Origin of the sequence: Akkermansia muciniphila (genome assembly GCF_030848305.1) — a bacterium.
In the GTDB taxonomy this organism is placed as follows: Bacteria; Verrucomicrobiota; Verrucomicrobiia; order Verrucomicrobiales; family Akkermansiaceae; genus Akkermansia; species Akkermansia muciniphila_A.
The window spans coordinates 433,804-450,956 of sequence record NZ_CP114598.1; the positions used below are offsets into that span (position 1 = coordinate 433,804).

Consider the following 17,153-nt stretch of genomic DNA (forward strand, 5'->3'; position numbering starts at 1 on the left):
ACGGCCATCCGCCGCCCTTCCCATCAATCCGGGCCGGACAGCTGAAAACAGGGAAAGCTTATCCTTCCCCGTTCAACAGCGGCAGCAACGCGTCCGCCCACGCCTGATAACCTTTCTCCGTCAGATGGACATGATCTCTGAACATGCCCTCCCTGAACGTCCCGTCCGGCTTCAGCAGGCGTACGGCTATCTCCCGGATGCCCTTCACCGTCTGCGCCGCGGGCTGCCGCCCCTTCCAGCGGCCGATATTATTCGTCCCGGCCAGCAAAACGCAATAGCGGGGGGAAGTCTTGACCGCCAGTTTCGTATCCTCCATGCGCCACAGCATGCTGTCCGTCCTGTCCCCGCTCACTCCGAAGTTGACCGCCTTCATCGGCAGAAGAAGCAAAGGAGAGCAATAAAAAAACGGCAGAGAAAACAGAAGCATTCATCTTTTTCCGAATACGCGGCCCGGAAAAGCATTCTTTCCCCTGCCGGGAAAATCATGTTCTCACCGCCTTGCCCAATACCTCCAGAGGCTGGCCGGACAAATTCAATTCCTTTACCAGAAAACGGACAATCAGCAGGCTTGCCAGCGCATCATACAAAGCGTCATGCCAGCGGCGCGCAGGAAGCAACGCCTCCACGGAACAGGTCAACCCCAGGGCGCCGCACAAAGAAGACAGGGAATAATCCTCCAGACCGGGGACGCACATCCTGCCCAAAGCCAGCGTATCCAGCCACGGACCGAAGCCGTGGCCCGGAAACCGCCGCAGGAACTTCCGTTCCGTAGCCGGATTATGCCCCACCACCACGGCCTGCCCCAGCCGGGAACGTATCTCCGGCCACAGGGAAGGAAAAGACGGGGCATCCGCCAGCATCTCCGTAGTAATGCCGTGCACCTGGGAGGCGGACCATAAAACCGGCTTCTCCACCGCAATATAGGAAGTCCACAACTCAGGTTCGTCCTCCAGGCGGGAACATGCGGCTATGCCTATCTGGACGGGCTGGTCCGTCTCCCCCCGGGCCGCGCCGGCGGATTCAAAATCAATGGCGGCAAAACGCAGGCCGCCGATTGTATCCGAAAGCGGAGGCATATCAGAACAACTCCAGCTGAGCATATTCCCCGACAGGCATATCGTCGTCCATGTCCGTATTCTTGGCTCTCGGTTCAGCCAGACGGGAACGCCCCTTTTTCCTGGGGCGCGTGGAATTCATCTCCAGATGGGACAGGATGGCCTTGGCGCGGTCCACAATGACGGCAGGCATGCCGGCCAGTCGGGCCACCTGAATGCCGTAGGACTTGTCCGCCGCTCCCGGCACGATCTTGCGCAGAAACACAATTTCCTCCTTCCACTCCCGTACGGCCACATTGTAATTCTGCACGCCCTGCCTGGAATTGGCCAAATCCGTCAGCTCATGATAATGCGTGGCGAACAGGGTGCGGGACTTCAACTCGTCATGCAGGTATTCCGCCACGGCCCAGGCGATGGAAAGGCCGTCAAAGGTGGCCGTGCCCCGCCCGATTTCATCCAGAATAATCAGGGAACGCTCCGTGGCGTTATTCAGAATCAGGGAGGTTTCGCTCATCTCCACCATAAAGGTGGACTGGCCGCGCGCCAGGTCGTCGCTGGCTCCCACGCGGCAGAAAATGCGGTCCACCAAACCGATGTGGGCGGCTTCCGCCGGCACATACGCTCCAATCTGGGCCATCAGCGTAATCAGGGCCACCTGGCGGATATAGGTGCTCTTGCCCGCCATATTGGGCCCGGTCAGCAGAATAAGACGGTTTTCCTCCGGTTCCAGAAAAGCGTCATTGGGAACGAACACATCGCCGGAAACATTCTGCTCAATAACAGGATGGCGGCCATTGACAATGCGCAGGATCATGGAATTGTCCAGAACGGGGCGGCAGTACCGGTACTGCTGCGCGCCCTCCGCCAGTCCCAGCAGCACGTCCAGATCCGCCATGGCGTCCGCCGTAATCTGGATATCGTCAATATGGCGGCCCACTTCTTCACGCAACAGGAGGAACTGCTCATACTCCACCTGGCGGGAACGCTCGTCCGCCCCCAGGATGGTATTCTCCATCTGCTTGAGCTCCGGGGTAATAAAGCGCTCCGCGTTCACCAGCGTCTGCTTGCGCTGGTAATCCGGGGGCACTTTATCGTAATGGCTCTTCGTTACTTCAATGTAATAACCGAAGACATTATTAAAGCGAATTTTCAGGGAATCAATTCCCGTGCGCTTGCGCTCCTTCTCCTGCAGCCGTGCCAGCCACTCCTTCCCGTCGCGGGAAGCCAGACGCAATTCATCCAGACCGGCATGGTACCCTTCCCTGATGATGCCGCCTTCCTTGATGGTCACGGGCGGTTCATCCACCAGGGCGCGCTGGAGCAAATCCACCAGCTCATCAAAACAGCCCATGCGGGAACGGATGCTCTCCAGCATCTCCCCACCGCCGGGCAGGGATTCCAAATCATCCCTGAGCGCGGGGATGCGCGCCAGGGAAGAAGCCAGAGCCTGGAGGTCGCGGGCATTCCCGGCGCCCTGGGAAATGCGGCCCGTCAGCCGCTCCATGTCCCGCACATTCTTCAGGCTCTCCCTCAGCTTGCTCATCAGGTAGGGCTCCTGCAGCAGAACGGCGATCACCTCCTGCCTCGCCAGAAGCTTTTCCAGATCGCACAGTGGGTGGAGCAGCCAGTCCCGGAGTTTGCGCGCTCCCATGGGGGTGCTTGTCCTATCCAGGGTCCCCAGCAGGGAAAGCTTCACGCCGCCGCGGGAATCCACCAGATCCAGATTCCTCTGGCTGGCCTGGTCAATCAGCACGGCGTTCTCCGTGGCGCGCACGGAAATGCGGCGCAAGTGGTCCGTGGGACGGCGGAGCTGGTAGCTCAGATAATGGAGCACCGCGCCGGACGCCCCCAGGGCGGCGGTCATCTCCCCGCAGCCGAAGCCATCCAGGGAATGTACCCGGAAATGGCTCAGCAAATTGGGAATGGCCGTGGAAGGCAGAAAAGTATATCCGTCGTAATAAAGCGTGGGGTGGGTTCCGGGGAAGCAGTCCGTCTGCTCGTCGCTGACCAGGAGTTCGGAGGGATTGATGCGGGACAGCTCGTCCAGAAGCAAATCCATGTGTTCGAACTGGGCCACGGAAAATTCCCCCGTGGTGTGGTCCACGCATGCCAGACCGAAGCGCTTCTTGTCCCTGTACAAAGCCACGATGTAATTATGGCGGGAGGAATCCAGCAAATTCATGTCCGCCAGGGTTCCGGCGGAAATCACGCGGGTCAGTTCCCGCTCCACCAGCTTGCCCGGCTGCGGAATGGTGGTCTGCTCCGCAATAGCTACCCGCTTACCTCCCTTCACCAGCCGTCCGATATACCCTTCCGCGCTGTGGTGGGGAACCCCGCACATCGGAATGCCGTGGCGCTTGGTCAGCGTCAGGCCCAGAATGGCGGAGGCCTCCTTGGCGTCCTCAAAAAACATTTCGTAAAAATCCCCCAGCCGGAAAAACAGCAGCACGTCTTCCGGCAAGCCCTTCTTCATGCGAAGGTACTGATCCATCATCGGGGTTGAGGCAGGTCCGGAACTACTCATAAATAACGGTGAAAGAGTAATCCGATTGCGGCTTCAAAGCAAGGTTGGAATCTTGTTAGAACCGGGGTTCCCCACCGCTTTTCCAAGGAAAAGCTAGGGAGAAAACATCCAATGCCCCGCAAAGAAAATGCGTTGCCGCAGCCATCATTACACCTTTTTTCTCCTTCCCGGAAACAGGCCCTCATACGGAAGAACCCGGCCACGCTGCCTTTCATCTTTTTGCGGTGTGCGGTTGATAACAGGCCATTTACTCCAAGGAAGAAAAAAACCGTGCCGCAACCGGCAGCGGCACGGTGTAAAATCAGATTGACGCAATTAATACTCCACCACGGGAGCATCCTTCCACAGAGTGTCCATGCCGTAGAATTCGCGCGTTTCCTGCCCCATGATGTGGACCATCACGTCAATATAGTCCACTACGGACCACAATGCCACAGGCGTATCTTCCACATAGGTGGGGAGGGCTCCCGCCTTTTCCCGGACGGCTTCTTCCAGCTCTCGGATGACGGCGCGCAGATGGGGGACGGACAACCCCGTGCACACTACCATGAAATCCGTCAGGGAAGACATGCCCCGCAAGTCGTACACCCGTACATTTTCAGCCTTGGCGTCATCCGCGGCGCGGGCGCACATCCTGGCCAGTTCCATCGCATCATTGGCTACCATATTCGATTCGTTTCTATTGAATTATTTCTTTTCTCCGCCGTCCATGCCGGACTCATCAGCGGGATTGCAGGAGGAAGGATCACGCTCCGCCTGTTCCTGCTTCTCTTCCTCCTCCCGTTCTTCAGCGCCGTCCTCGCGGGGCTCTTCAGCTTCATCCTTCGCGGAATGGCCGGGATCATCTTTCCCGGGCTGTTCCTCCACTTCGGAAGGCATGGGGGGCGGAGTCACCCTGGCGGGAGGGTTCTTCATTTCCCCGTATTCCAGAATATCCATGACCTGGGAACCTTCCAGCGTTTCAAACTCCATCAGGGCTTCCGTCAGGATGTCCAGCTTGTCCCGGTTTTCCGTAAGGATGGCCATGGCGCGTTCATAAGCGCTGTCCACCAGGAAGCGAACTTCCGAGTCAATCAGTTCCGCCGTGGATTCGGAATAATTGCGGGAACGCGTTCCCAGGTCGCGGGCAATATAAACTTCTCCCTGGTGTTCTCCGTACTCAATCAGCCCCAGTTTTTCGCTCATGCCGAATTCGCACACCATGCGCCGGGCCAGGTTGGTGGCGCTCCTGATGTCTCCGGTAGCGCCGCTGGTCACATCGCCAAAAACGATCTGTTCGGCGCAGCGCCCGCCCATCGCCACGACGAGCTGGTCCAGCATTTCAGACCGGAGATGGTGCATCTTGTCGTCGGAAGGAAGCCACATGGTCATGCCTAGGGCCCCGCCACGGGGAACAATGGTCACCCGGTGCAGCGGCTCGCTGTGCGGCGTTTTCAACAGGCAGATGGCATGCCCCGCCTCATGCACGGCGGTAATGCGGCGCCCCCGTTCGTTAATCGCCAGGCTGCGGCGTTCACGCCCCCAGCTGACCTTGTCGCGGGCTTCTTCCAATTCGGCCTCCGTAATCTCCTTCAGCCCCTTGCGGGCGGCCAGCAGGGCGGCTTCATTGACCAGGTTGGCCAGCTGGGCTCCGGAGAAGCCGGACGTGCCGCGGGCAATCCGCTCAAAGCTGACTCCGGGCGCCATTTTCACTTTTCTGGCATGCACCTGCAGGATCTGTTCGCGCCCCCGGACGTCCGGCAGGTTCACCACCACCTGCCGGTCAAAGCGGCCGGGACGCAGCAGCGCCGGGTCCAGGATGTCCGCACGGTTGGTGGCGGCGATGACGATTACATTGGAGTTGTTTTCAAAACCGTCCATTTCCACCAGCAGGGCGTTCAGCGTCTGTTCCCGTTCGTCATTGCCGCCGCCCATGCCGTAGCCGCGCTGACGGCCCACGGCGTCAATTTCATCAATGAAAATCAGGCTGGGAGCCGTCCTTTTGGCCTGTTCAAACATGTCGCGGACGCGGCTCGCGCCCACCCCCACGAACATTTCCACAAAGTCCGAACCGCTGATGGAATAGAAGGAAGCCTTGGATTCCCCGGCAATGGCCCGCGCCAGCAGGGTCTTGCCCGTGCCGGGAGCCCCGACCATCAGCACGCCGCGGGGAATGGTGGCGCCCAGGTCACGGAATTTTTCCGGATTGCGCAGAAACTCCACCAGTTCCCACACTTCCTCCTTGGCTTCGCTGATGCCGGCCACATCCTTGAACGTCACTTTGTTTTTGTCCGGGGAGATGAGGCGCGCCCGGCTTTTGCCGAAGCTCATCGCGCCCCGGGCTCCGCCGCTCTGCGCGCGGAACATGAAGAACAGAATCACCAGAATGAGCACGATGGGCAGCAGATTCAGCAGGATGCCGCCCCAGGAGCCGGATTCGCGCTTGAACTTCGTATCCGGCCCCAGCAGCTGCTTGACGCGGTCTCCCTGGAACTCCAGGGTAAAAGGAACTTCCACGCGTTCAAAACGCTGCTTGTCCACGGAGGCGTCTCCCGTGGCCGCGGGCCAGATGCGGGTGACAATCTGGCCGACCAGCACGTTCTGGTTGCCGTCTTCCGCCAGGATGATGCCGTCTTTTCCTCCGGCGATGCGGCCTTCCAGGGCCAGGCGGTTGAATTCGGGCACGGAGAGCTTCTGCGCTCCCTCGGGAATGAGGGAAACATTCTTTCCCTCTTCCGTCCGGTACGGGCTCTCCACCACCCTGTAGCCGGAAAGCTCATTCAGCAAAGGCTTGTCGCGGTCCGGAAGGGACATGGAATAAGTCAGCGCAAAGGGGGTCATTTCCACCTTCGGCTGAATTTCCTTCCTGTACACCAGCGCGTGAATAACGCCTTCGGAACCGTTCTCGCTCAGCACCACTTCCACGGGGGCCTTGGGATCGTTCAGCACCACGCGCCCCGCCTTATACTGGGCTTCAAAGGATTCCAGATTTTCCTTGCGGGGGCCCAGCCCGAAAGATTCAGGGGTGAAAAAGCCAAACGCAAGGACGCCTACAATGAGAAGTACCATGACCCACACGCCCCAGTTGGGGGATTCGGGCCTGCCGGAGCCGGGAAATTTGGGAGGACGGGGAGGACTTGGTGGCATTCTGTCAGACATAATGTGGTTAGCACACAGAAGTTAATGAATAGGGCGGCATGATACGCGAGTCCTTGTAAAATAAAACTTTTTTCCGAGACATGCCAGACAGCCGCCGCAGGACGGGTCCGCACCGTTCCGGGCCGGGGCTCTTCCCGGCAATAAGGCCTTAGCCGGCGCAGGCATCATTCCCGCTTCCTTTTTCTGCGCCGCCCCTCATGGTTCGCGCTTTCTCCGTTCATGCGCTGCCGGAGACGCCGCTTCCACTGGGGCATCCTCTCTTCCGCCGGGGCCGCATGGGAACCGGCACCTTCCCGGCTCTTTTCCTGCCAGGCCCCCTCGTCCTGCGCGTTCAGCCGCTCCCGCCGCCTCTGCTCCTGGATTTCCGCCAATTTTCTGGCGCGCCGGATTTCCACCCGCTTGCTCACCTCCCCGTGGGCGGAGGTCACGCGCCAGGGGCCGATGCGGCGGGGATAGGTAATGGGCGCGCAAACCAGTTCCGCATCCAGAAAACGCATGGACCCCACCAGCAGGTTCTTGACATTCGCCAGCAGGCCGCCGTCCGTCCAGACGCCGCCCATGCCCATTTCCAGCAGAAAGGCCAGATGAAGCGTTTCCGCTCCTGAGGCCTGAATGGAAAAATCCCTCAGGGAAATGCCCTCCGCCGGCTCCTCATCCGGGGCGGCCACGGAAGCGGCCCGGAGGAGGAACATCGTATCCCGGACCTTGCGGCTCAGGGCGCAGACCAGTTCCCCCACCTTGGGCCGGGCGTCAAAACGGTAATCCTTCACTTCCACCAGCCACAGATCCCGGCGTTCCGGATGATACAGCAAAAAATCCATTTCCTTGCATCCCCCGCAGAAATTCTGCGCCTGCCGGGAATAATAATCCGAGCATTCAATGCGGCACACCACGTAGCCTTCATCGATCCAGAAACGGTGGACGCCCTCCACGTAATAAGCTTTTGACGGCTTATGACTCATAACTCAGCTTCAAATACCTGTCCGCCTGTTCGATTTCCGCTTCAAGAGACTCGATAGGCCCCACGTCCTCCAGGGATTCCCCCCAGGACACCCTTACCCCGGCATGCCCCCCCCGCGGCACGCTCATCCCGAAAAACTTTCTCTGCACCATGGCATTGCGGGGTTCGGAGAGTTGAATCATCAGCTCCCGCAGCAGGAACAGGCTGTGGGAGGACAACATAACCTGCACCCCCGCCTTGGCAAGCCCCGTCAGGGTTTTCACCAGCACGGGCAGGTGGGAGGCGTTCAGATTCATTTCCGGTTCATCCCAAAACAGGACGGAACCTTTTTTCACGGAACCGTTCCGGATCAGGTAGCTCAGCGTTCCCAGCCTTTTGAATCCTTCCGCCACCAGGCTCATTTCTATCGGCTGCTGTCCGGGGCGCTGCAAAAAGAAACGCCCGTCACGCTTCACCACCTTTCCCCCGATAATTTTTTCCAGCCTGGCAACCACGCGCCTGGCATCCGTGCTGATGGGTTCCGCTTCCGCCTCCATGTCCAGATAACGGCAGAGATCCCAGCTGCCGCCGTCCAGAAACTCGGGGAACCTGCTCCCTACTTGAACAAAGCTCGGATAAATGGTCAAAACCTCCCGCGCCGCCAGGAACACCACCGGCACGTTCAGAAAACGCCGGGGCATTTCCCGGATGCTCAGCCCTTCTTCTTCATGCCCCGCCTGGAAATCAAACACCAGGTTTCCCATGCCCTCCGGCACGCCGTCCCCCTCCATGGAGGCCTCCACGCGCGCATGGGCGTTTCCCCGGTTCCGGGCCGTCAGCCCGGCCAGCCCGCGGGACGCGAACACCCGCATCAGGTCTTTCCTGAGCCGCTGTTCCTCCGCCCATTTCTCCGGCAGGGATTTCCTTCCCCCGTCAGCGCTCCACTTGGCCACGGTATAACATAATTTCAGCAAATGGCTTTTGCCGGAATCATTGCCCCCCACCACCACATTGATTCCCGGAACAAATTCAAAATGCTCTCTCCCGGGAAACACCGTCACGCCGCTCACCAGTAGGTCATGTATCATACCGTTCCCAATGTAGCACAGAAGCGCAGGCCGTAAATGACAAAAGCCGCCAGCTTCCGGCCACCGAAGAGCCTGCCGGGAAAACACCGGAAACGGCAAGGAAAACGCCTGCGGCCGCCGCGCAGCCCCAGCCCCGCAGGTTCCCGACATACCGGAACGGAAAGGCGGCGCATTTTAGGCTTCCCATTGCCAAGCGCCTTATTAAAGTAATCCGTATGAGCGCACAATGGACCACCGCCAGGGAATACACGGACATCAAGTATGAAACAACGGACGACGGCAGCATCGCAAAAATCACGATCAACCGCCCCCACGTCCGCAATGCGTTCCGCCCCCTGACCGTGCATGAAATGCTCAACGCCCTGAACGCCGCCCATGAAGACCCCAAGGTGGGCGTAGTCATCCTGACGGGGGAAGGCCCGGACGCTTTCTGCTCCGGAGGCGACCAGAAAGTGCGCGGAGACGCCGGCTACATCGGAGAAGACGGCGTGCCGCGCCTGAATATTCTGGACGTGCAGCGCACCATCCGCACCATGCCCAAGCCCGTCGTCGCCATGGTGGCCGGATACGCCATCGGCGGAGGCCACGTCCTCCACGTCGTCTGTGACCTCACCATCGCCGCGGACAACGCCAAATTCGGACAAACTGGTCCCAAAGTAGGCTCCTTTGACGGAGGCCTCGGCTCATCCTACCTGGCGCGCATCGTGGGCCAGAAAAAAGCGCGGGAAATCTGGTACCTGTGCCGGCAGTATGACGCCCGGCAAGCGCTGGACATGGGCCTGGTCAACACCGTGGTGCCCCTGGAGAACCTGGAGGAGGAAACGCTTTCCTGGTGCCGCCAGATGCTCCGCCACAGCCCTCTGGCCCTGCGCTGCCTGAAAGCCTCTCTGAACGCCGACTGCGATGGGCAGATGGGCCTGCTGGACCTGGCCGGCAACGCCACCCTGCTCTATTATATGAGCGAAGAAGCGAAGGAAGGCAAAAACGCCTTCGTTGAAAAACGCGCTCCGGATTTCTCCAAATTCCCCAGACTTCCGTAACCTCCCCCCTCCGCACCATGGCACCCAGCTCCGACAATGAAGGCGCCCCCCGGAACGGCGCCGCCGGCAGAGAATCCCTGCGCGACCTGCCGGAACATGAAAACATCGTGGAACATTTCTACGATCCGGAAGATCAGGGCTCCCGGGAAAAACCCGTCCGTGAAAAAACGCCTTTCTCCCTGATCGGCAATCTCATTTTCCTGCTGACCATAGCTATTCTGGCCGCTATTGCCTGGCTGGTTTACTCCTCCTGGTGCCCGCAGAAAACGGACGACCTGCCCGGCTTCCGCCAAAGGGAAAACGCCCCGGATATCCCCAGAATCCTGAAACAGGCCATCAACAGAGACGCCTCCGTTTCATTCTCGGAAGAAGACATCAACCGCTATCTGGCTTCCTCCATCCATCCCCTGCAGCACGGAGCCCTGGCCATCTTCGCCATCAACCCGGCGGCAGGCATCCGGCTGCACGGCGGCAAGGAACGGCCGGACGGCACCATCGGGGAAGGATACATGGAGATCATCATCGAACGCTATACGGGCATCGACTCCCGCCAGACGATTTCCCTGTTCCTGACGCCCTTTCAATCCCTGGACCCGCACAACTACATGGCGGTGCAGACCCGCTTCGAATTCTACAATGACGAAACGCTGCCGGGAGGAATCCACGTGGGGGGCACCATCGGCAGCCTTTCCGTTCCCCAGGGTTACATGATCTTTCTCCTGCCCGCTTTTGAAAACCTGCTTCAGGCCTATCTGCCGCTCATCCACATGATTGAAGAAAGCGGCATGGGCATTCATATCAGTGAAGGCAGGCTGAACCTGACGCCTCCGCAAAAGCGCACGCTGTAGCGGAAAGCCGCAGGGCCTTCCGCAATCACCGGATACCCTGCCGGGCAATACCCCCTTCCGGCCCCGGCATTCAATTTTTCTCCAGATCCCTGACCATCAAAGTCATATACTCCTCAGGCCAGGAATGGGTAATCTGCCCCGCATCATTGAAAACCGCCACCAGGCGGATGGAATCCCTCCCATCTGAAAGCACCAGCACGGTTTCATCCTTTTCAAAATCGTAACGGGGTTTGCCCAATTTGAATGCCGCATTCCTGCGATCCGTCCTCAGCCACGCGCGCGCCTGCTCCATCGTCAGCCCCCGCAGAGCCCGGGCATCCCTGAAAACGCGGCGCGCCGCATTCATCGCCGCTGGGCTGGAAACCACCATGCCGTCCCGGAACGGACGGGTCTCCCACATGCGGTCAATATCCCGGTCCAGCGCGCCGCTCATCCCCCCGGAAAGGAAAAACACGGCTGCGGGCCAGACCAGGAAAATACCTACAGCCCATATGGCCAGCCGTTTGCGGCTTTTGGAAAGAGCTACGATTCCCTGGGCTATTTTCCCCCACTTTTCCACCAGTTCCCGGTCCGCATGCCCGAACAGGAAATTCACCTGTCTGCGTTCTATGCCGCCCCGCAGTTCAGCCACCGTCTTTCCCTTCTCCGGGGCCAGATCCTCCAGCGTGGGGCTTCCTTCCACGAAGTAGCGGAAAACCCTGGGCCACAGCACGGGAATAACCGCGAACCGGATCGTAAGCAACACCAGGCTGCCCACCAGACAGCCGCTTATCAACAGAATATCAAACGAACGGCTGAAAAAATAGTCCGGATTCCACATCCAGATAAAAGGAGCCGCCAGATACATTCCCAGGGAAAACAGGCACCATGACCAGACTATGGCGGAAAAACGGCTGGTCGCCACAATCACCCCCAGCAAAAACAAAAAGGCCCCCAGGGCAATTCCCCATGGAAACGCTCCGTAAATGGCGGCCGGGAAAGCCAGAATCATCAATGCCGTGCCCGCGGGCTGCCGAACTTTTTGCATATCCGGATCATAGCACAAGCCCCTGAAAGCATCAAGAAAGGAAGCCCCGCAGTCACACAGGGAAGCCCCCTCATCCTCCCTTGCCTTACTTCAGCCAGCCGTATTCCATGATGAGAGCCGCTTCCACCTCCGCATTCTTGGAAGCTTCATTATCCAGGTCAGCATACATCTTCCTGATATCCTTCCTCTGTTCCAGATATTCCTCTCCGGAAACGGATAATCTGGACTCCTTGAACGCGATTTCCTTCATCAGCACCCCCCGCCAAAGTTCAAACCTCCTGCGGCTCTCCAGCAGCGCGGCTATCTTGATGCGCCGCCGCTGCAGTTCCATCACCACTTCACGCTGCAGCAGTTCGTGGCTTTCCCTGGCCGATTTATGCTGAAACCAGGAGGTCAGGCGCGTATCCAGCTCTTCCCGCAGGCTCATGTTCACCTTCATATCGCCCGCGCCCGCAAAAAAACCGCCGTACGTCCCGCCCGTGCTGGAAAACAGAGTGGGGCTGTAAAAATTAATATCCACGGAAGGCAGGAACTTCAGCTTGGCATTCAACACCTGGAGGCGGGAAGCTTCCAGCTCCATGGCCACCATCGTCACCACCAGCAGATCCAGTTGGCGGGACGCCGCCCTGTACCTGCCCCAATCCAGTCTGGGCATCGTTTCAGGCTTCACCAGCCACCGGGTGTCCATATTCCCCAGCAGCACGGCAAAACCCTGGGAAATCTCATTCAAATTCCGTTCCCGTTCCACGTCCAGCTTCTTTTTCTGGACGCCATCATCGTCATAAGGCAGGGAGCCCAGCTGGTTATTGTAGCTGATCTGCGCATTCCGGTAAGAAAGCACCTGCTGGTACAATCTGGCCACCAGCTCCCTTTTTTTCATTTCCAGCGTCTTTTCCGCCGTATAAACGGCCGCCTTGGCGGAATAATAATCAAACGGGATCTGGGTGAGGGACGGCATGTTGAACAGGATGTTCGTGTTGTATTCCACATCGCTGGCCGTCACCTTGGCCAGGTCGCTCAATTCCTTGGTCAGCATCCAGTCCAGATTGACGCCGGGGATAATCTGGGTAAAAACATTGATGACGGAACGTTTTGTCGTCTTGAGAGACTGTTCCGATTTTTTCAGGTCAATATTCCGCTCCATCATCATCTCCAGAGCCTGGCTCCATGAAATTTCCTTCCGCGGCAGCTGCCGCCAATCGGGAACGGCATCCATCCTGGCCATCAATTCCCCCGCTTTTTTTTCCATGTGCCTGTCCACGGAGCAGGAGGCGCATACCGCCGCACAGAGGCAGAAGCGCAACGCAGCCCTCAGCCACGCCACTTCAAACAGGGAAAACAGGAAAGAACGGACAACCGGGGGAAAAGGGAACATACAGGCCCCTTGTTACATAGCTCCTGCCCCTGAAAAGTCAAGCATCAACACGGCAGGCCGGGGAAGAAGGAAAAAGGGGCCGGAGCGCAGGGAATCCGGTTTTTCCCTTTCCCGTGTAAAAAATACTTGCCATCCGATTCCTATCTTGACAAATCAAGTGCGATATCACAGTTTATCGGAAAATTATTATCCTCTTATGATGCGTCCTCTTTTTACCTCTTTTTCTGCGGTCTGCTGCACCCTCGGCATTCTTACGCTGGCTCAGTGCGGCGGAAGCAGTTCCGATGCTGAAGGCCTGGCGCCTTCCACCATCGGCAGCAAGGTGTTAAACATGCAGGTAACAGGCATTACGGATGCCGCCATAACGCTTCCCGCCATTTTTGACATGACCACCGGTGATAACGGGATGTTCATCATCCAGACACAAGGGGAAGACATGAACATGTGGAACGGAGCCGGCATTTATTCCTATACCAAAACCGGGAAAAACACGGCGGAACTGAGTCTGTCCTACAACAGAAACAGCGGTTCATCCTCAGAACCCAACACCCTCATGAGCACCATCAGGATCCCCCAGTTAACCTTTGAAAACGCCACCCATGCTTCTTCCGGAGAAGGCGGAGCCAGCATTTCCTACATGCAAGCGGAAGACAGGACGCCCATCCCCATCGACGGCATCACCATCAGCATCAACATCATATCCCAGTCTTAACAACATCAACCTTCTATTCATCAAGATATGAATTCCCGCCTTTACATTCCCGCTTTAATTACTCTCGGGCTTGGGACCCTCTCCGGTTGCGGCGGATCCAGTTCCAGTGAACAGGCCTATCTTCCCATCGGCCTTCAGCGCACGTTGGACATTACGCTTCCGGACGGCAATCCTTACGTCTTCTCCTTCATCACAACCTCAGAAAGCAACGCCGCCATTTACACCGGAACCAGCCCGACCTCCTCGACGGCATCCGTTCACGTCATCAACTACAAGCCCGCCTCCGACACTGCGGAACAGATAGGCTTTTACTGGTCATCCAACAACGGGACAACAACCAACCATATGGACGCTCTCGTCGTGCTGTATAACCCCCACAACATCTCCAAAGGCCTCGGTTCCGCCACTTGCAGCGTCAGAGACGCCGAATATACCGAGACGGAGACCCAGCAGGACAACTGCCAGGCGGTCATCAGAGACTTCAGAGTCCCCCCCCAGCTGGATCAATAACCCCCTTTTTTCATACGTCCCTTCCCGCTCTCATGGCGGGAAGGGATTTTTTTATCCAGTATCTCCCACCCTGCCGGGACACAGCCAGCCTTTTCCCCAGGCAGGCAAAGACGGACATGCCGGAAAGCAGATCCCGAATCCCCGTCACTTACTTAAGCACCTTCCCTATGGGACGGCAGGCGGAAAAGGCGACCGGGATGGAGGAAAGCAGCACACACCCCGCCAGGGAAATGCCCAGCAGCCACAAATCCTGCCGTATATCGGCATAAGTCAGGACGGAGTTTCCCAGCTTAAAGAATTCCCCCAAGACGATTCTCTGGGTTTTCATGAACGCCCAGACGGCGCCCGCAAAGGAGACGCCAATCAGGAACGCGTTTTCCACGATAAACGCCATAATCAGCAGAACAGGGCGCACCCCGAAGCTCTTCATCAGCGTATAGACATATTCATTCTGGCGGAATTCCATGGATGCCAGGGCTGTCAGCAGAATGCCGACGATCACCGCAATGCCGAGGGAAAACCCCGTCCTGCACTCCGTCTGGTTGCCCATCAGCACTTCCAGCCTGTCAAGCAGCCCCACGTGAGTCTGAACCATAGTCATGCTGCCGTCATAACGCACCATGTTGTTCAGCACTTCTTCGATGCTCCGAATGCGTGCCGCCGTCATTTCATGCACCCGGATGATATAGCGGCAATTCTCCATGGGGACCTCCTGTCCGGAGCTGAAAGTTCCCTCCGGGGCTAAAATGACACCGGAAGGATACAGCCTGCCCAGCAAATGCCCCTCCGGCAAAGGGGAGGCATTCAGGGAAAAATCAAAATCCGCTATGGTAACCGTACAAGGCCCCGCCTGCAACGGGCTCCGGGAGGGATTGTACAGAAGGACGGTGGCCACGTCCTCCAACCCGAGCGCGGAAAGAAAGGAGCAGGACTCCATGTTGTATTCCAGAACGGGGAATACTGTCTTGCCCACGCGCGCCACACCCGCACGGGCGTCATTCAGCACCAGGACATCGCAGCCATACAGGGACGGCAGTTCATGTTGCAGTAAATTTTTCTTGGAAGGGTCCCCGTCGCGCACAGTATCAAAAACAATAATCAGGTCCGCCCCGTTCTTCCTGATTTCATCATGCAGCATTTTTGAGGAGAGAACATAATTGGCGAGAAAAGAGAGCGCGCACAGGGAAAGGAAAAAGGCCACCAGAATCCGTGAAAGGGGGCTGGCCGGGCGTTCCTTCCAACGGTGGAGAGTATCTTTAAAGAGATACAGACAGGTTAAAATCAATGATTTCATGGGTCAGGTCGAACAGCCGGGAATCATGCGTGCTCAAAATGCAGATTTTGTCAGCAGGGTATTCCCGGATCAAATTTTTAATGATTTCCGTATTGCCGTCATCCAGGCCGGAAGTAGGTTCATCCAGAAGCAGCACATCGGAATCCTTCATCATCGTGCGGGCAAGAGCCGCCCGCTGGGCCTGGCCGCCGGACAAACTCCCCGCTTTTTTATGCCTCAACGATTCCAGGCCCAGGCGGGCAATCAAATCATCCGCCCTCCGCGTCCACTGTTTTTTAGGCAGCATGGCCATTTCCGCGCATAATTGAAGATTTCTCTCCACCGTGGCCAGGGGAAGGAGATTAAGCCCCTGGAACATGTAACTCACCTCCTTGCGCCGATAGAGTGAATCCGCCTGAACCTTCCGCCGGGGAGTAATGACGCGCCCGCGCTGCGGTCTCAGATAACCCGCCAGAATTTTCAACAGAGTTGTTTTCCCGCATCCGGAATACCCTTTCAAAATGGTGATTCCGGAAGTGAACACCCTGTTATAATTTTCAAAAATCCACTGCTTGCCTGAATAACTGAAACAGACTGATTCGCATAGCAACTTCATTTTTTTCGAACGATCAATTCCGTTTCCCCATTCACCACCAGTTCCAGTTCCGGATGCACTTTTTCAAGAAGTTCCTGCCAGGACGAACATTTTTTCCCTTCCGGCAGGGAAGCCAGCCTCACCTTGTTGAGATGAAACACTTCTCCCTGCGGCATATAATAAAGACGGGCCGTGCAGTTGGAGCCCAGCATGGAATGGGCGCGTTCATGCTCCTGGCGGGGCAGACGGAAAAAATACGCCAGCAATTCCCCTCCGCCGGAAATATTTTTCTCTACCCGCTTGAAGGCAAAAACCCCCTTCAAAGCGGAACCGTCACCCAGGGGGACGGACAGGGAAAGGGATTCCGGCGGCAGATTCGTCAAATCAGGGTCCGAAATGGAAATGGTCAGATAATAAGAGGAATCATCGCACACGGTCGCAATCGGGGACGCGGCATCCATGTACAGGGCGACGCTGTTATCCGGCGGAATGGAAAACTGGTACTGCAGTTTCCCGTCAAAAGGCATTCTGAGGATATATTTTTCCTCCTTCTTGCGAAAATCCAGACGCGGCTTGTCCTCCACCAGGGACAACTCCTTTTTGGAAAGCTCAATCTTGTCTTTCAATGCCCGGATGGCCCTTTCCCCGCCTTCCGCCTGCTTGCTGGCATATTGCCGTTCCTCCCTCGTCAGGGAAGAGTAGAATTCTATCTCTTCAAGCTGTTTTTCCAGCTTTGACAACTCTTCCTCCCTGGCGATGCGATCCTTCAGAATTTTGACTTCCAGCTCTTTGCGCTCCAGTTCAATTTCATCTTCATTGACTGTTGCAATAATAGTATCCTTCTGAACGCGCCCGTCCGCGGGAATCCAGTTGCTGACAATTCCATCCGCCGGCATGACAAAGGAACGCAGCCTCTCCGGGACAATTTTGGCGCGGAAGGTCTTGATAAAACAGGCATCTTTCGATGCCGCCATATCAATTCCCCGGTCGGCCGATTCCGCATTCCAGCCGCAAAGGGCCAGCCCAGA

At 57.6% G+C, this 17,153-nt stretch carries 16 protein-coding genes; 4 read left to right on the forward strand and 12 right to left on the reverse strand.

Going from position 1 to position 17,153, the window contains the following annotated elements:
• Positions 1 to 58 precede the first annotated feature (58 nt).
• The 7 genes from O4G22_RS01995 to O4G22_RS02025 form a co-directional block, all read right to left on the reverse strand.
• Complete coding sequence (locus O4G22_RS01995) at positions 59 to 427, reverse strand: hypothetical protein (RefSeq protein ID WP_306702025.1); 369 nt, start codon at positions 425 to 427, stop codon at positions 59 to 61.
• A gap of 55 nt (positions 428 to 482) precedes the next feature.
• On the reverse strand, positions 483 to 1,076 hold the full coding sequence (locus O4G22_RS02000) for a 3'-5' exonuclease (protein WP_022198372.1): 594 nt from the start codon (positions 1,074 to 1,076) through the stop codon (positions 483 to 485).
• Position 1,077: 1 nt separating this feature from the next.
• On the reverse strand, positions 1,078 to 3,579 hold the full coding sequence (gene mutS, locus O4G22_RS02005; RefSeq protein ID WP_306702026.1) for a DNA mismatch repair protein MutS: 2,502 nt from the start codon (positions 3,577 to 3,579) through the stop codon (positions 1,078 to 1,080).
• A gap of 315 nt (positions 3,580 to 3,894) precedes the next feature.
• Positions 3,895 to 4,245, reverse strand: a complete 351-nt coding sequence (gene rsfS / locus O4G22_RS02010; protein WP_012419401.1) for a ribosome silencing factor — start codon at positions 4,243 to 4,245, stop codon at positions 3,895 to 3,897.
• A gap of 21 nt (positions 4,246 to 4,266) precedes the next feature.
• The gene (ftsH, locus tag O4G22_RS02015) at positions 4,267 to 6,717 is read right to left on the reverse strand and encodes an ATP-dependent zinc metalloprotease FtsH (protein ID WP_306702027.1); all 2,451 of its coding nucleotides are present in this window, start codon (positions 6,715 to 6,717) and stop codon (positions 4,267 to 4,269) included.
• Positions 6,718 to 6,881: 164 nt separating this feature from the next.
• Positions 6,882 to 7,679: a hypothetical protein gene (locus O4G22_RS02020; protein WP_306702028.1), complete on the reverse strand. Its 798-nt coding sequence runs from the start codon at positions 7,677 to 7,679 to the stop codon at positions 6,882 to 6,884.
• Positions 7,669 to 8,745, reverse strand: coding sequence for an AAA family ATPase (locus tag O4G22_RS02025; RefSeq protein WP_306702029.1), 1,077 nt, complete (start codon positions 8,743 to 8,745; stop codon positions 7,669 to 7,671). Before O4G22_RS02025 ends, O4G22_RS02020 begins: the two co-directional genes overlap by 11 nt.
• 215 nt (positions 8,746 to 8,960) lie before the next feature.
• On the opposite strand from O4G22_RS02025, the gene menB reads away from it, so the two are divergent.
• Together menB and O4G22_RS02035 are read left to right on the forward strand one after the other, a co-directional pair.
• Complete coding sequence (gene menB / locus O4G22_RS02030) at positions 8,961 to 9,785, forward strand: 1,4-dihydroxy-2-naphthoyl-CoA synthase (protein WP_094137459.1); 825 nt, start codon at positions 8,961 to 8,963, stop codon at positions 9,783 to 9,785.
• 17 nt (positions 9,786 to 9,802) lie between these two features.
• A complete protein-coding gene (locus O4G22_RS02035) occupies positions 9,803 to 10,633 on the forward strand; it encodes a hypothetical protein (RefSeq protein WP_094137458.1) in 831 nt (276 codons plus the stop codon).
• A 70-nt stretch (positions 10,634 to 10,703) separates the two neighbouring features.
• Here the strand turns inward: O4G22_RS02035 and O4G22_RS02040 are convergent, their stop codons facing one another.
• Complete coding sequence (locus O4G22_RS02040; protein ID WP_295977641.1) at positions 10,704 to 11,660, reverse strand: hypothetical protein; 957 nt, start codon at positions 11,658 to 11,660, stop codon at positions 10,704 to 10,706.
• Between the two features lie 85 nt (positions 11,661 to 11,745).
• The gene (locus O4G22_RS02045; RefSeq protein ID WP_306702030.1) at positions 11,746 to 13,035 is read right to left on the reverse strand and encodes a hypothetical protein; all 1,290 of its coding nucleotides are present in this window, start codon (positions 13,033 to 13,035) and stop codon (positions 11,746 to 11,748) included.
• A gap of 196 nt (positions 13,036 to 13,231) precedes the next feature.
• Between O4G22_RS02045 and O4G22_RS02050 the strand changes: the two genes are divergently transcribed.
• Both O4G22_RS02050 and O4G22_RS02055 read left to right on the forward strand, forming a co-directional pair.
• Positions 13,232 to 13,747 carry a hypothetical protein gene (locus tag O4G22_RS02050; protein ID WP_094137455.1) on the forward strand — a complete coding sequence of 172 codons (516 nt, stop codon included), beginning with the start codon at positions 13,232 to 13,234 and terminating at the stop codon, positions 13,745 to 13,747.
• 27 nt (positions 13,748 to 13,774) lie between these two features.
• Positions 13,775 to 14,257 carry a hypothetical protein gene (locus tag O4G22_RS02055; protein WP_306702031.1) on the forward strand — a complete coding sequence of 161 codons (483 nt, stop codon included), beginning with the start codon at positions 13,775 to 13,777 and terminating at the stop codon, positions 14,255 to 14,257.
• Between the two features lie 148 nt (positions 14,258 to 14,405).
• Here O4G22_RS02055 and O4G22_RS02060 read toward each other — a convergent pair whose 3' ends face one another.
• From O4G22_RS02060 to O4G22_RS02070, 3 genes are read right to left on the reverse strand one after another with little or no spacing between them, the layout of a single operon-like run.
• On the reverse strand, positions 14,406 to 15,551 hold the full coding sequence (locus O4G22_RS02060) for a hypothetical protein (RefSeq protein WP_143245746.1): 1,146 nt from the start codon (positions 15,549 to 15,551) through the stop codon (positions 14,406 to 14,408).
• Entirely contained in the window at positions 15,514 to 16,146 is a 633-nt protein-coding gene (locus tag O4G22_RS02065; protein WP_094137452.1) for an ATP-binding cassette domain-containing protein, read from the reverse strand. Before O4G22_RS02065 ends, O4G22_RS02060 begins: the two co-directional genes overlap by 38 nt.
• Entirely contained in the window at positions 16,143 to 17,099 is a 957-nt protein-coding gene (locus O4G22_RS02070) for a hypothetical protein (RefSeq protein WP_297667190.1), read from the reverse strand. Before O4G22_RS02070 ends, O4G22_RS02065 begins: the two co-directional genes overlap by 4 nt.
• Between the last annotated feature and the right edge of the window lie 54 nt (positions 17,100 to 17,153).